Source organism: Aliivibrio fischeri, from assembly GCA_038993745.2.
In the GTDB taxonomy this organism is placed as follows: domain Bacteria; phylum Pseudomonadota; class Gammaproteobacteria; order Enterobacterales; family Vibrionaceae; genus Aliivibrio; species Aliivibrio fischeri_B.
Genome location: CP160630.1, coordinates 504,732 through 519,807, shown reverse-complemented (window position 1 = coordinate 519,807; position 15,076 = coordinate 504,732). Strand labels below are relative to the sequence as shown.

Sequence of the window (15,076 nt, the reverse complement as noted above, 5' to 3'; positions counted from 1 at the left end):
TTAATAAATGGTTTGAGCACCAATAAAAATGGTATAAACCTTATTTACACTGAGATTGTTTCCATAATTTAAATACCGCGGGCAATACAAGTAGCGTTAATAATAAAGCTGACGCCATACCTCCAATCATTGGAGCTGCTATTCGTTGCATCACTTCAGAACCAGTACCTGAGCCATACATAATTGGGATTAAACCGATAATCACGGTTAGTACCGTCATCATCACAGGACGCACACGTAAACCAGCGCCATCTTCAATCGCATGAGTTAAATCTTGTTGAGTTAATATGTTGTTTTGCTCTTGTGCTGTGATCTGTTTTTCATGCCATGCCTGATTCAAATAAACCAGCATGATCACGCCGATTTCAACAGCAACACCCGCTAATGCAATAAACCCAACACCCACCGCTATCGAGAAGTTAAAATTAAGCAAATGCATTAACCAGAGCCCACCAACCATTGCTAACGGTAATGTCCCCATGATAATTAACACCTCACCAAATCGTCTAAAACTCAAATATAAAAGCAGCATAATGATGCCTATCGTAATCGGGACGACTGTGGTCAAACGCTCTTTAGCACGCTCCATGTATTCATACTGCCCTGACCATCCAAGAGAATAACCGGCAGGAAGATCCAGTTGGTCATGTACTGCTTGCTGTGCTTCATGAACATATGAACCAAGATCTCTTCCATCAATATCAACGAATACCCAGCCATTTGGACGTGCATTTTCAGTTTTGATCATAGGTGGCCCATCTTCATAACGGATCTCCGCTACATCACCTAGAGCAATTCGAGCACCACTTGATGTGATAAGAGGTAAGTTTTGTAATTTAACGACTGAGTCTCGATACGATTGCGGGTACCGAACGTTAATTGGATAACGCTCTAGGCCCTCAATGGTTTCACCAACATTCATTCCACCAACGGCTGTTGATATAACCTGCTGAATATCTTTAATATTTAATCCATATCGAGCAGCTTGACGGCGTTTAATATCAATAGTGACATAGCGACCACCAGCAACACGCTCTGCATAAACAGAAGTCGTTCCTTGAATGTTATTTAAAATAGGCTCTAACTCTGCCCCTATCTTTTCAATAACATTAAGATCTGGCCCTGCGATTTTTATTCCTATTGGTGTTTTAATCCCTGTCGCCAACATATCGATGCGAGTTTTAATCGGCATTACCCATGCATTTGTAATTCCGGGAAATTGAATCAATTGATCTAGTTCGTTTTTAATTGATTCAGTTGTGACGCCGTCACGCCACTCATCTTTAGGTTTGAACTGAATCACCGTCTCTATCATGGTTAACGGTGCAGGATCGGTCGCTGTCTCTGCTCGACCTATTTTTCCCCATACCGTATCTACCTCTGGTACCGTTTTAATTAACTTATTGGTTTGCTGTAATAATTCACGCGCTTTACCAATGGATATACCAGGATACGTCGTTGGCATATACATTAAATCACCTTCATCTAATGGAGGAATAAATTCACTTCCCATCTTAGATATTGGGTAATAAGCGGAGCCCATCAGTACCATAGCAACAAGTAACATCGTTTTAGGGAAACGCAAGCTCACATTAAGTAACGGTCGATATAATGAAACCAATGTTTTATTAATTGGGTTCTTATGCTCAGGTAAGATCTTTCCTCGTACAAAATAGCCCATTAATACGGGTACCAACGTAATAGCTAAGCCAGCAGATGCCGCCATCGCAAAGGTTTTAGTAAAGGCTAATGGAGAAAACATTTTTCCTTCTTGCCCTTCAAGAGCAAAGACAGGCACAAAACTTAAGGTTATGATAAGTAATGAGAAAAATAGCGGAGGACCGACTTCTTCTGCCGCTTTACCAATCACTTGCCAACGATTTTTATCCGTTAATGGTGTTTTTTCTATATGCTTATGTACGTTTTCAATCATTACAATCGCACCATCAACCATCGCCCCTATGGCTATCGCAATACCACCTAAGGACATGATGTTGGCGTTAATACCTTGCCAATGCATCACAATAAAAGCACTCAAGATCCCAACGGGTAAACTTAATGCGATGACCAATGAAGACCGTATGTGGAATAAGAACAGAGCACAAACAATAGCAACAACAATGAACTCTTCAGCTAATTTCTCCCAAAGGTTCTTCACGGCGTGATCGATTAATGTGGAACGATCGTAAGTGGCTTTTATTTCAACGCCATCTGGCAACCCTTTTTGAAGTTGAGCTAACTTTTCTTTCACGTTAGCAATAACTTCGCTGGCATTCTCACCAAATCGCATCACAATCACACCACCAACGGCTTCCCCTTCTCCATTAAACTCAGAGATCCCTCGACGCATTTGTGGGCCCAAATTAATATCAGCAATATCACCTAATAACAGAGGCGTACCTTTATCTGTTACTTTTAGTGGCAAAGATTGGATATCTTCAATACTACTTAAGTAACCTGATGTACGTACCATATGTTCAGCTTCTGCCACTTCAATAACGGATGCTCCGTTTCTTGATTTCCCTCTTTAATGGCTTTATTAACCTGTTGTAAGGTTAAGTTGTAAGCTCTTAACTTATCAGGATCAATTTCAACCTGATATTGCTTTACCATTCCGCCTACCGTAGCAACTTCTGATACACCATCAACCGTTTGTAATTCATATTTTAAAAACCAATCTTGCAAACTGCGCAATTCAGCAAGATCATGCTGACCGGTTTTATCTTGTAATACATAGCTATACACCCAACCAACACCGGTTGCATCTGGGCCTAATGTCGGTTTTGCTTCTGCTGGTAACTTAGGTGCAACTTGACTTAGATACTCTAAAACACGCGAACGTGCCCAGTACATGTCTGTATCATCGTTAAAAATGATATATACGTAAGAATCACCAAAGAAGGAATAACCTCGAACCGTCTCTGCTCCGGGTACGGCTAACATGGCCGTCGTTAAAGGATAAGTCACTTGATCTTCCACCACTTGTGGTGCTTGCCCTGGATAACTTGTTTTGATGATCACTTGAACATCTGAAAGATCCGGCAAAGCATCAACAGGCGTATTCTTTACACTGTAAATTCCAGCAACAACAAGGGCAAAAGTAGCAACTAAAACTAAAAATCGATTTTTAATAGACCAACGTATAATTGCGGGGATCATAATGCTTCCCTTCTTTTTCAATTTCTAGTAATTTGAATTCATCATTGTCTTTTTGCACTAAAAAATGAACAGCTTCACCTTCATGAAAAGCAGAAAGGTCAATGTTATTTTCAACCGAGAAGTTCATTTCTCCTGCTTTCCAATCCCATTGTGAAACGGCTTTATGCTCAAAAGTAACCATGCCAAAATCAGCCATTAACATCGTAATATCACCAGAGATCCAAATACTGTTTTCTGGGCCATTAATTCGGCTTAGTTCTGCGGTTTTACTTGATTCTGAATCTAATAAGAATTGAGCAGATGTAACTACTTTATCGTTTTCTTTCAGTCCCTTAACGACTTCTGCTTTATTGCCTGCTTCTCGTCCAATCACTATTCGAGCAGAACGATACTTACCATTTCCTTCATCTAATACCACTCGTGTCATACCACCTGAACGGATAACAGACTGGCGAGGAATGGTTAACACTTCTTCTTTGGTTTTTGGTTGTATTGTTATATTGGCAAACATATTTGGTTTTAATGCGCCATCTTGATTATCAAACTTCAAGCGCATACGCATAGTACGAGTTTTTGGATCTAGAATGGGATAAACATAATCCACTTCGCCTTCCCACATTTTTCCTGGGATCGCATCCAGTGTCATCACCGCTTTATTTCCCGAAGATAACCAATGAGCTTGACGTTCAAATACCTCAGCATCAACCCATATATCTTCAAGTGGACCAGCGGTTATCACGATTTGTGAAGGTGACAAATAGCCTCCCTCTCGGATATTTAAACTCGCGATCACACCATTAGAACTTGCTTTTATCTCTATGTTTTTATTAGCCTTCCCAGACCTAACAATAGAGTTAACTTGGACTTTATCAACACCTAATGAATACAAACGTTCTCTCGCACCTTTAACCAAACCTTTACGACCTGTTCGATAGGCATTCAACAACTCTTCTTGTGCTTTAACTAACTCCGGTGAATAAAGTGTAAATAGTACATCACCTTTATTTACCCGCTCGCCAATCGCGTTGATATTCAATTTCTCAACCCAACCCGCCGCTCGTACGTTGACTTGCCATAATTTACTTTCATCAAAAGCAATGTAACCGACAGTATCTATATTTGGAGAGAGAATTGATTTCTCTACAAACGCACTTTTCACACCAAGATTATTAACAACGCTTGGATCAATCGTCACGGTTCCTACCGGTGCTTTCTCACCTTGAGCATCATCGGCATACACTGGAACTAAATCCATTCCCATAGGTGACTTACCCGGTTTATCACGACGATAATTTGCATCCATTGGAGCCACCCAATACAAAGGTTCATTACTCGAACTTACTGATGGTGTATCCTGATTCTTCGGCATCATATTCATTGAATGTGCTGAATAGAAATTCATGCTTCCAGCACCAATTACACCACCAATAACAACTGAAAGTACGGCGATTTTAAATGACTTCATATTTTCTTCCTTAATTCTCAGATGGTGCTAGTTGTGGTGCTGATATGTGGTAATCAAACCCATTAAGATAAAATGCTAAGTTACTGTTTGTTTTATCTAAATCACTCATTAAACGTTGTTTTTCTAGTTCTAAACTTAACTCATCATTAGAGGCTATAATGACGTCATTAAATTGAGCGGTATTATTCTCATAACCGCGCTCGACCGCTTTCGTTCTCTCTTTTGATTGAGGCAATAACGTTTCGTTGTAACGAGAAAGACGCTGTTCCAAATTACTTTTATCCACTAATAATGCGTTCACTTTTGCGTTCATTTGACGCAGTAACACATCACGCTGTGATTTCGCAGAGCCAACTTGATATTGAGCTGCTGCATAATTCTGATCTTGGCGCTTGTCTGTAAATAAAGGGATATCCATAGTGACATAAGCACTAACTAAATCTGATGCGGGTTGACCACCCATACCATTAGCTTGACGATAGGCATACATCACTTCTACACCAAATTGAGGCGAATAAGATTCATCAGCAATATCGACTTTTGTTTTTGTCGCAACAATTGCTAATTCACTCATTTTTATTGTTGGGTTGGTTTTTAATAACTCATAAAAATCAGTAGAACTATGAGCATTTCTCTCCAAAATTTGCTCTAAATAATCCCAGTTAAGTGACCTGATTTTATCTAATTGCTGCTGAGGTAAATTCGGTAACCACTCTGATAGCTGTGCATAAATTCGCTCTTGTGATTGCTTATTGGTCTGCACTTTTTCATCTAAACGAGTGAGTTGTAATTGCGCTTGCAATAAGTCTTGGCTTTCACTTTTACCGATAGAGTAATTAGTATTGATATACGATTCCATTTCAGTCAGTAAACGACGATTTTCATGTAAGATCGCTTCTGCTTTTTGTAAAAATCCAAGTTCAATCCACAACTGACTAATTGCATTGGCAACCTCTAATTCACGAACTTGAACTTGCATTGCTAATACATCTGCTTGTTGCCCCATTTGCTTTTGTTGTAGGTCCAAACTTGAGCCACGACCAAATTTCTGCATTAATCCAACGGATATATTCGTCATTGGATCTTCATCGAACTTGAAGCTATCAACAGGTAAACCGCCAAATCCTACTTTGAGAGTGGGATCCGCTAGAGTTGAATTTGCAATACCTGTTGCTCGCATTGCTTGAGATTGTGCGTATATCTGCTCTCTGCTTGCATCAGAAGACAATGCTTGTTCTATCAATTGTGTTAATTGTTCTTCTGCCATCACTTGATGTGATAGAACTATAGAGATAGCAGAAACTAACCACGCTTTTTTAAAACGTATAAGTGGTAATTTTTCATAAGATCATTCCAATAATGGCGCAATCTATCTACAGATCATCACCATAATTAAACCGTTAAATAGAAAGGAAAAACTATTTAGCTAATTGATTTAATGAGTTTTATATCAACCACAGTAAGCAAGCGTTCAGAATTAACGAAGTAAACTATTTACTGAGATTGGTATTCATTGGAATTAAAGAATAGGAGGTCGAAACAAAGAGGAAGAAACAAATGAACGAGGCTGTTCATTATATTGGATGTAATTAATTACTGATTCTGCTGAATGAATATAAGCATATAAATTTGAAGGTAAAGCGCAGATTGAAGTGACGCACGCCGTCTTACAACAAGTTTCCCCTTTACCTGAACAATGATGATCAATACTCATTTTCATAGAGCCCATATTACACTCTACAGTATCACTTTGTGTTGAATGGCAATCAGATGCCATACTTGCATGATGCTGCATATCAGTGTTTGTCACTTCCATTTTCATTGGGTAGCTATACGCAACACTAGATAGCACTAATGCCATCAGCGTAACGCTTGTCACTAACCATTTAGAAAAAGAAGTAATCACAAATAACACTCTACATTAAAGAATTGAACCCATACTAAAGCCTCCACTTAGGGGAAGGTCAATGCGTTTATCAAATAATTTCATTTTTAAAAGTAAACCTTATATGTGAAAGCAATCTCAATTTCGTAAACATCTTCTGCTCAACCTCTACAAAATTAATCTATCTCATATTTTATTAAAAAACAGATTGGTAGATTGTCGAAAAATTTAATGGTATTCATAATGGAAAATACAAATAAAATCGCTAGCTTAGAGTTAGGACGCCTTCTTGCTATGTTCGCGATCATCGCTTTACACTCACAAGTTTTCATGACTTATCTACTAATGGATGATTTCCCAGTTTTCGGCAATATATTTAACCAGCTGACCCGTTTTGCGGTTCCTTTCTTTTTCATTTTATCTGGTTATTTTATCCAACCTAAATTGACGCATACTCCTTTAAAAACGATCCAATCTTACTGTGCTCCTTTATTTAAAATATGGATTGTATGGAGCGCATTGAGTTTAGCTTTGCCTTTTCATTGGAGAAAAGTCGCTGAAAATGGGTATCTAGCAGAGCGCACTGGATATTGGAATTGGTTAACTCAGAATCCATTAAACGCTTTATTTGAAGGTGGCATGGTACATTTATGGTTTATTCCTGCACTCATTATCGCCGTTTCAATTATTGGGTTATTAATTCACTTTAAAAAAACGACATGGATTGTTCCTGTCGCTGTGATCTTATATGTATACGGTCTTGCTGGTGGTAGCTATCAAACACTCACTGAAGTTTGGACTCCATTTTTTACTCGAAATGGCCCTTTCTTTAGTACCTTAATGGTGGTCATCGGATTTGAATTACGAAGAAAAGAGATTACGCTTTCATCAACTAACGCTTTGATCTTATTACTGGTTGGTTTTGCTATTCATTTTAGTGAGGCGTATTGGTTAACTCAGTTTGATGTACCTTTTAACTTGCATGACTTTTTAATTGGCACTCCATTAATGGGAATTGGCGTGTTTTTTCTTTTATTATCTAAACCACAACTTGGCCATCACCCTATCACTTTCACGTTAAGTAAACATGTTCTTGGCATTTACGTTTGCCATTTGCTATTTGTGGTCGTGTTCTTAAATATTACCGGAATGATGGGAATAACATTAGCAATGCGAGATTTTGTCATTGTATTTGGTACAGCAACAGCATCTACCTTATTTGTTTTAATCATGGATAAAACACCATTCAAACAAATGTTATTCCGATAATAAAAAAGCCGGTGCATATTGTTTTTTTATGCATCGGCTTTTTTATTCAGCCTATTATTTACGAATAACTGAAGCAAAAATCATAAAAGCTTAATTCGACTTAGATAACTCATCAAACGCTTTTTTAGCCTCTTCACTTGCCATTACACGCCCATGACCTAAACCGATTGTTGGGTATAAAATTACTTGTTCAATATGTTCTGTTGCCGCTTTTGAAAGCTCAAAACTAGAAAAACGATCTTCTTTATCATGTACGATAATTGTTTGAGTTTCTCTTTGTTGTAATCGTTGATACGGATTAAAACTGTCGATGGTTCTCTGATACTGCTCCTCAATATCCCCAACGATGGCTGTAAACAGCTTCATTGAATAGCCTGAACGCTCAATGCTACTAAACAAGTTTTCGGTATAATTTAATACCGGCGCAATCAATAACAATGGGGTCTGTTCCAATTGATAATGACGACATTCCAATACCGCTGATGTCCCCATACTATGTGCAATGACACCTGCAACTTCATCACAAGAGTCCAATACCGCATTTAAGCCCTCAATAAATGCAGGTAAATGAGCGTGTTTTCCTTCACTCTCACCATGAGCAGGATGATCAAACGCAATGGCTGTAAACCCCTTCGATGCAATGTATTCCATCAATGGATAAAATTGACTCGAATTACCTGACCAACCATGAGCCAATACCCAAATAGGACCTTGCCCCAGCTTATATAAACTAAGAGTTCCTTCGGTAGAGGTTAATTTACTTTTAATTAATCCATTTGGCTCAGTGTTTTTCGGCTTTGTTCTTACTGGTGTCAGTAATAATTTCCTTCCCATTTTCTTTGCATGACTTGGAATTAGCAAATGATGCAAACGAGTAACGACATTCAAAGCGCTGCGCTTAACACTGAATTTGTTTTCAGTACCAAAGTAAATCTTCTGACTCATACATTATTCCATTTATTGCTTTTATGGATTCATCTTAACTGATGATTTAGTAAAGTCGAGTTATTGCTCCAATTAATTAACATTTAAACAACAATCACAAAGGGACAAGAATGATCCAACTTAAACATGCATAAAAAATACATGTTATTATTTTCCCTTTGCGTTATACTTGTTTTGTCACTAAAAATTGAGAACAAATTATGATAAATATTACTGATAAAACCATTGAAGAAAAGATCCCACCGATCCTACGCTTAGGCTTTCGTCCTTTCTTCTTACTAGGCAGCATTTATGCAATTATCGCCGTCGTAATTTGGGTTTGGGCTTTCCAAACGGGTCAACCGGCTTACCTACAAGTTCCTGCACTGTGGTGGCATGTTCACGAAATGTTGTTTGGTTTTTCTATGGCTATTGTTGCCGGCTTTGTTTTAAGTGCGGTTCAAAACTGGACTGGAGTTAAAGGTACATCCAATAAACGTCTCGGGTTCATTGTCTTATTATGGTTATTACCAAGAGTTTTATTTTGGACTCCGGCTCCACTATGGCTAACATCAAGCATAGAGGCCCTATTTATACTAGCTATTGCCTATGAAGTAGGTTTCCGTGTAATCAAAACAAAAGGTGTGAGAAACTTCTTTTTCATTCCATTATTTTTAGTGGCTATCGCAGCCAACTTTGCTAGTTATGCAACGATCAAGGGAATGCCTCCTTTCACTTCTGCTGCAGTTTGGGAATCTATGCTTTGGTGGTTTACTTTATTACTTTCTGTAATGGGCGCGCGCGTTATTCCTTTCTTCACAGCCCGTCGTTTTCAGTTTGAAAAGGCACAACCAATTCTTTGGTTAGATGCGTTATGTAATATCCCATTAGCTATGCTCTTTATTTTGAGCTTTTTCCCTCTAACGTCAGAACAAGTAAGTCCATATTTAATGATCATTGCAGGCATTGCTCAATTAATCAGAATGATACGTTGGAAAGGATATAAAACATTAAGTGAGCCGCTTGTTTGGTCTCTTCACGCTGGCTATTTATGTATCCCGCTGAGTTTATTGTTACGTGGATTAAGCACTGATTACTTTACATCTCATACCGGAATTCATTTATTTGCAATTGGTGCCTTAGGCGGTGTTATTCTCGCAATGATTGCTCGAGTTACTATGGGTCATACTGGGCGTGAGATCTATAAAGGTCCGTCAATGTGGGTTGCTTATAGTGCTATCATTTTAGCGGCATTTATTCGCTCATTTGGAGTGATTGCATTTCCAGAATATATGCTCGATATAATCAACATTACTGCCGTTCTTTGGACAATTGCATTTGGATTATTCATTTGGCATTTTGCGCCTATGCTATGCTCAAAACGCGTAGATGGTCATCCAGGTTAATTTACTCCTCGAATTAATTAGATCTCACTCACATTTTAATTCTTAAAGTGCCAACATTAACTAAAGTTAATGTTGGCACAATCTTTTGTTAATCCACCCTTTTGTATTCTTCTCTTAGTTTAAAAAATAATAGATTAATTTTTGAGGAATACGATATGAGTGTATTAGGTTACATGCAAAAAGTCGGTAAAGCGTTGATGGTTCCCGTCGCTACGCTTCCTGCTGCTGCAATATTAATGGGTGTTGGTTACTGGATGGATCCAACTGGTTGGGGTGCAAACAGTGTTTTTGCTGCTTTCTTAATCAAATCAGGTGGTGCTATTATTGATGTAATGCCAATGCTTTTTGCTATTGGTGTGGCATTTGGTTTAAGTAAAGATAAAAACGGTTCTGCAGCATTAGCTGGTTTCATTTGTTTTACCGTAGTAACAACCCTTCTTTCTCCTGCTGTAGTGGCTCAACTTGAAAATATTCCATTAGATCAAGTTCCTGCTGCATTTGGCAAAATCAATAACCAATTTGTTGGTATTATCGTTGGTATTATTTCAGCTGAAATTTACAACAAATACTCGACAGTTGAACTACCTAAAGCATTAGCTTTCTTCAGTGGTAAACGTCTGGTTCCGATCCTTACTTCAATTGCAGGTATGGCTTTATCATTCGTTCTTCTGTACGTATGGCCTGCTATTTTTGATGCATTGATCGCTTTTGGTACACAACTTCAATCTATGGGAGCTGTTGGCGCTGGCCTATTTGGTTTCTTTAACCGCTTAATGCTAACTGTTGGTATGCACCATGCGCTTTACCCTGTATTCTGGTTTGATGTTGTTGGTATTAACGATATTCCAAACTTCTTAGGTGGCGCACAATCTATTGCTAATGGTACTGGTATTCCAGGTCAAACAGGTATGTACCAAGCTGGTTTCTTCCCTATCATGATGTTTGGTCTTCCAGGCGCTGCACTTGCTATTTACCACTGTGCTGAAAAGCGTAACAAAGCTGCGGTATTCTCTATCATGCTTGCAGCTGCAATGGCTTCATTCTTTACAGGTATCACTGAACCTCTAGAGTTTAGCTTCATGTTCCTTGCACCTTGGTTATACTTAATTCATGCAATCTTAACGGGCATCTCTCTATTTATCGCAGCAAGTATGCAATGGATGGCAGGATTTGGTTTCTCTGCAGGTTTAGTTGACTTTGTTCTTTCAAGTCAAAACCCACTAGCAGTGAAATGGTACATGTTGATCCCACAAGGTCTTGTATTCTTTGTTCTTTACTACACTATCTTTAGATTTGCGATTAAGAAATTTAACTTCCTAACTCCAGGTCGTGGCGAAGACATGAACAAAGATGAGCAAACAGAGAACATCACTGAAGTAACAAATGCGTATATCGAAGCGATTGGTGGTGCAGATAACATCGTTGAAGTAGATAACTGTATTACTCGCTTACGCCTAACAGTTAAAGACTCAGGTCTTGCTGACAGTGAAAAATTAAAAGCTCTTGGCGCAGCAGGTGTTGTTCCAATGGGTAAAGGTGGTTTACAAGTCATTATTGGCTTAGGAAAAGTAGACAAAGTTGCAGCAGAAATGAAGGCAATTTTGAACGCTTAACTTCATAATATTCGTACCAGATATTATGTTGTAAACTCAGAGCCTTAATGTTCCCCCGTTAAGGCTCTTTATCTTTACAATGCAACCTGATGTTTCCGCCAATCAAAGCCCTCTTCAATAGCCAGTAACATAGCTTGATACGCTTCAGCTTCATTTATTCCATTGCCATAAATCCCACAGCATTGGCATTCATACCTAAATAATTCTCTCGTAAAATGGTAGATATTTAATTCTGTCTCATTACAGTGTGGACATTCTTCAATTCTTGATAAAAACTCGAGCTTTAATTCTCTTTGCTCACGTTCTTCTTGCTCAATTAACGCCTTGCTCGCTTCTTCTAGTGTTATTATTTCTGATGTCGCTTCATCACTAGATTCTTGTTGTTCACGAAAATACTGCGCTAATTCAAAATTGAATTGTTTCCCTACCCCATTTTTCGGATTCTCTTCAGGAAAATCGTCAAAATAATTACTCATATTATTTCTCCACCACGATATAAGATTATTTTTAACTTACTCAATAGCCATAGGTTTTATAAACAATCGATTAATATCGCACTAGAGTTAAATGTTCATTTTTGCTTATATTTACGCAAAAATTGAAAGTCGTATTATTTCTAGTCCTTAGAATTGAGAGTCATTACTTAGTTTTTTCTATAATTGTGAATCAACACTTTTTTCTTGTTATAATAAAATCTCTAAATAAGAGAGTAAGTTATGAAGATATTGGTTATTGAAGACGACCAAACAACTCGAGATTTTGTGACAAAAGCGCTAGAACAAGAAGGCTTCATTGTTGATAGTTCTGATGACGGCAAAGAAGGTTTAATGATGGCGATAAGTTGTGATTATCAATTAATCATTCTTGACCGCATGCTACCTAATCTTGATGGGTTAAAAATCCTATCAGCAATTCGTGCTACAGGAAATAATACCCCTGTGCTTATTCTTAGTGCATTAGATAGCGTCGATCAAAGGGTTGAAGGACTTACTGCAGGTAGTGACGATTACCTAACCAAACCTTTTGCTTTAGCTGAGCTATTAGCTCGTATCAATATCATATTACGTCGAAATAGACCGATTGAAAGTGCTTCTAACGAACTGAAAATTAAGAATTTAAACATCAATTTACGTTCGCAAAAAGTCACGATCAATGACAACATTGTTCCATTACAAAATAAAGAGTTTATTTTATTACGTTATCTTGCGGAAAATGCTGATGAAGTGGTTTCTCGAATGCGATTATTTGAAGCTGCATGGGATTATCACTTTGATCCAAAAACCAATGTTATTGATGTTCATATTGCTAAGTTACGCAAAAAATTAGATAACTCTGGAGCAGTGGATCTCATCGAAACCGTACGTGGAGCTGGTTATGTTCTTAGAACAACGTGATGAGCTTTACCGTTCCTCCATTTTAAAATTATTAATATGGTTTGCTATCGGGTTATTTTTAGTTATGGGGTTGATTATTTACCAACTCTATTCAACTTCTGTTCAACTGTATAACCACAACCTTGATGAATGGCTTAGAGCTGAAACGGCGCAACTACAAGCGATTGTCGATACAGAGGGTGTCGATGCCATTCAACAAAATATTAATAATACTCAAGGTGATAGCCGATACATTTATCAATTCGTTCATCATGCATCGCCAACACCAACGAATACTGCAGCAACGGCTTATCCTGTTATTGCACAAATAAAACAATCTTCTACAAATACTGACCTTCCAGATATGCGGGCAACCAAAATAAATCTGCCTGATGGTTCGGAACTTGTCGTTGGTATTGACCAAAATCGCTATCAGAGCTTTAAGAAGCAATTAGATTCATCGGTAATTTGGGGAACGTTCTTTCCTTTTATTGCCCTGTGTTTAATCGCAATTCTCATTGCTGTCTACATTCTAAAGCGCCTTAACCTCGTTAATGCAACAATGAATCGAGTGATGCTTGGTGAGCGTAATGTACGGTTAAAAGTCGGTCCTGATATGAACGAATTCGATTTACTGGCTCTTCATTTAAATTCGATGCTTGAGCAAATGGAGCAAAGTGAGTCTAAGTTAAAATCATTAACTGTCGATATTGCTCATGATCTCAGAACCCCTATGGGGCGAATAAAATTAAGAATAGAAGATCTGCTCTATGACGAGTCTCTTTCTCAACAACACACCGAACAATTAGATAATATACAGTCTGACTTTTCTTTATTACTTGAAACCTTCAATGGCATGATGGAGCTATATCATCTTGAAAATGGAGGTACTCCTATCAATAAAGAAATGTGCGATTTAAGTAAAATTGTACGTGATGCCATTGAATTTGCAGAGCCTACAGTAGCGGATAAAAAACAAACTCTTCATTTCACAGAAGAAATGCCTTGTTTACTTTACGCTAATCCTAGCCTTATTTTCCGTGCCGTATTCAACATTATTGATAACGCCATTAAGTACACTCATGAAGGTGGCGTTATCGAAGTTATTGTCGATTGTTTTGGTGTGGTGGTTGCTGATAATGGTAGAGGCATAAAACCGGAAGATAGAGAGCGCGCCTTAGGTCAATTAGTTAGATTAGACCCGAGTCGCACTCAACATGGTTTTGGTTTAGGACTCGCATTAGTTAATACGGTCATGAAACTACACGATGGACAGATCAGTTTAAGTGATAATTATCCAGGATTAAGAGCTCGATTGCTGTTCCAAGAAAAATTAGAACCTGAGTTATAACAACCTCTATCTCAATATATTCCACGCTTCGCACATTATTCTAAAAGTATTAGCATCACCGGTTTCTCTGTCTGGGTGGTGCTTCATTCCTAGTTTTCGCCACTGCCTACGGATTTCCTTTGACGTTGCACTTTCTGATAAGCCAAATAACTTTAATGCTTGGTGGCGATCCATCGTTTTAATACTATTCCACCAAGATAACGTCGATAACTGCTCCAAAACTCATTTAATAATCGTTTTACTTCATCTTCATTCGCTTGGTAATTTGACCAATCTAAATAGTATTCACGCAAAGGATGTGTTTTATCTATAACACATTCCGCTTCTGTTGTTTTTGAAACTTGAAACAACAAAATATTCATGGATTCTACTTGTAACCATTGCTCTGGATACAGCTCACTTTGCAATTGATAAAGTGCATTCATGATCAAAAAATTGCGTTTAAATAAGTCTTTCTCAGGATTTTCATCTAAATGATTAAGTAATCCCTTTTCCATCAGATGAGTTGATAACGTATGCACTTTCCATACTTGTTTTGACTCTTGCAACACCTCAAATAATGACCACACTAATGGGTTTTCAAATTCACCATTAGCGTTATCTATGTTTGTGTTTTCTGTCAATTTTTCAT

The 15,076-nt window shown here is 38.0% G+C and carries 10 protein-coding genes and 2 pseudogenes; 5 read left to right on the top strand and 7 right to left on the bottom strand.

What is annotated here, in order from left to right; genetic code table 11:
- Positions 1–40: 40 nt before the first annotated feature.
- The 4 genes and pseudogenes from AAFX60_016380 to AAFX60_016365 all read right to left on the bottom strand — a co-directional run bounded on the left by AAFX60_016380 (position 41) and on the right by AAFX60_016365 (position 6,530).
- Positions 41–3,159: pseudogene (locus AAFX60_016380) on the bottom strand (efflux RND transporter permease subunit).
- Positions 3,128–4,624, bottom strand: a complete 1,497-nt coding sequence (locus AAFX60_016375) for an efflux RND transporter periplasmic adaptor subunit (GenBank protein ID XDF79963.1) — start codon at positions 4,622–4,624, stop codon at positions 3,128–3,130. Before AAFX60_016375 ends, AAFX60_016380 begins: the two are co-directional and overlap by 32 nt.
- A 10-nt stretch (positions 4,625–4,634) precedes the next feature.
- Positions 4,635–5,891, bottom strand: a complete 1,257-nt coding sequence (locus AAFX60_016370; GenBank protein XDF79962.1) for a TolC family protein — start codon at positions 5,889–5,891, stop codon at positions 4,635–4,637.
- Positions 5,892–6,143: 252 nt separating this feature from the next.
- Positions 6,144–6,530 carry a hypothetical protein gene (locus tag AAFX60_016365; GenBank protein ID XDF79961.1) on the bottom strand — a complete coding sequence of 129 codons (387 nt, stop codon included), beginning with the start codon at positions 6,528–6,530 and terminating at the stop codon, positions 6,144–6,146.
- A 222-nt stretch (positions 6,531–6,752) separates the two neighbouring features.
- Between AAFX60_016365 and AAFX60_016360 the strand changes: the two genes are divergently transcribed.
- On the top strand, positions 6,753–7,778 hold the full coding sequence (locus AAFX60_016360; protein ID XDF79960.1) for an acyltransferase family protein: 1,026 nt from the start codon (positions 6,753–6,755) through the stop codon (positions 7,776–7,778).
- Between the two features lie 90 nt (positions 7,779–7,868).
- Here the strand turns inward: AAFX60_016360 and AAFX60_016355 are convergent, their stop codons facing one another.
- On the bottom strand, positions 7,869–8,723 hold the full coding sequence (locus AAFX60_016355) for an alpha/beta hydrolase (protein ID XDF79959.1): 855 nt from the start codon (positions 8,721–8,723) through the stop codon (positions 7,869–7,871).
- Between the two features lie 200 nt (positions 8,724–8,923).
- Between AAFX60_016355 and AAFX60_016350 the strand changes: the two genes are divergently transcribed.
- Both AAFX60_016350 and nagE read left to right on the top strand, forming a co-directional pair.
- Entirely contained in the window at positions 8,924–10,108 is a 1,185-nt protein-coding gene (locus AAFX60_016350) for an NnrS family protein (GenBank protein ID XDF79958.1), read from the top strand.
- Between the two features lie 155 nt (positions 10,109–10,263).
- The gene (nagE, locus tag AAFX60_016345; protein ID XDF79957.1) at positions 10,264–11,721 is read left to right on the top strand and encodes an N-acetylglucosamine-specific PTS transporter subunit IIBC; all 1,458 of its coding nucleotides are present in this window, start codon (positions 10,264–10,266) and stop codon (positions 11,719–11,721) included.
- A 74-nt stretch (positions 11,722–11,795) separates the two neighbouring features.
- On the opposite strand, the gene AAFX60_016340 is transcribed toward nagE, so the two are convergent.
- A complete protein-coding gene (locus AAFX60_016340; GenBank protein XDF79956.1) occupies positions 11,796–12,197 on the bottom strand; it encodes a hypothetical protein in 402 nt (133 codons plus the stop codon).
- Positions 12,198–12,437: 240 nt separating this feature from the next.
- On the opposite strand from AAFX60_016340, the gene AAFX60_016335 reads away from it, so the two are divergent.
- Positions 12,438–13,115, top strand: a complete 678-nt coding sequence (locus tag AAFX60_016335; GenBank protein XDF79955.1) for a response regulator transcription factor — start codon at positions 12,438–12,440, stop codon at positions 13,113–13,115.
- Positions 13,096–14,445, top strand: a complete 1,350-nt coding sequence (locus AAFX60_016330) for a HAMP domain-containing sensor histidine kinase (protein XDF79954.1) — start codon at positions 13,096–13,098, stop codon at positions 14,443–14,445. Before AAFX60_016335 ends, AAFX60_016330 begins: the two co-directional genes overlap by 20 nt.
- Positions 14,446–14,451: 6 nt before the next feature.
- Here AAFX60_016330 and AAFX60_016325 read toward each other — a convergent pair.
- Positions 14,452–15,068, bottom strand: a pseudogene (locus AAFX60_016325) (DNA-J related domain-containing protein).
- Between the last annotated feature and the right edge of the window lie 8 nt (positions 15,069–15,076).

What these genes read in the sequence shown, in the direction of transcription:
- AAFX60_016335 (XDF79955.1), top strand. Translation starts at nt 12,438, where the DNA reads ATGAAGATATTGGTTATTGAAGACGACCAAACAACTCGAGATTTTGTG.
- AAFX60_016355 (XDF79959.1), bottom strand. Translation starts at nt 8,723, where the DNA reads ATGAGTCAGAAGATTTACTTTGGTACTGAAAACAAATTCAGTGTTAAG.
- AAFX60_016340 (XDF79956.1), bottom strand. Translation starts at nt 12,197, where the DNA reads ATGAGTAATTATTTTGACGATTTTCCTGAAGAGAATCCGAAAAATGGG.
- AAFX60_016350 (XDF79958.1), top strand. Translation starts at nt 8,924, where the DNA reads ATGATAAATATTACTGATAAAACCATTGAAGAAAAGATCCCACCGATC.
- nagE (XDF79957.1), top strand. Translation starts at nt 10,264, where the DNA reads ATGAGTGTATTAGGTTACATGCAAAAAGTCGGTAAAGCGTTGATGGTT.
- AAFX60_016330 (XDF79954.1), top strand. Translation starts at nt 13,096, where the DNA reads ATGTTCTTAGAACAACGTGATGAGCTTTACCGTTCCTCCATTTTAAAA.
- AAFX60_016370 (XDF79962.1), bottom strand. Translation starts at nt 5,891, where the DNA reads ATGGCAGAAGAACAATTAACACAATTGATAGAACAAGCATTGTCTTCT.
- AAFX60_016360 (XDF79960.1), top strand. Translation starts at nt 6,753, where the DNA reads ATGGAAAATACAAATAAAATCGCTAGCTTAGAGTTAGGACGCCTTCTT.
- AAFX60_016375 (XDF79963.1), bottom strand. Translation starts at nt 4,624, where the DNA reads ATGAAGTCATTTAAAATCGCCGTACTTTCAGTTGTTATTGGTGGTGTA.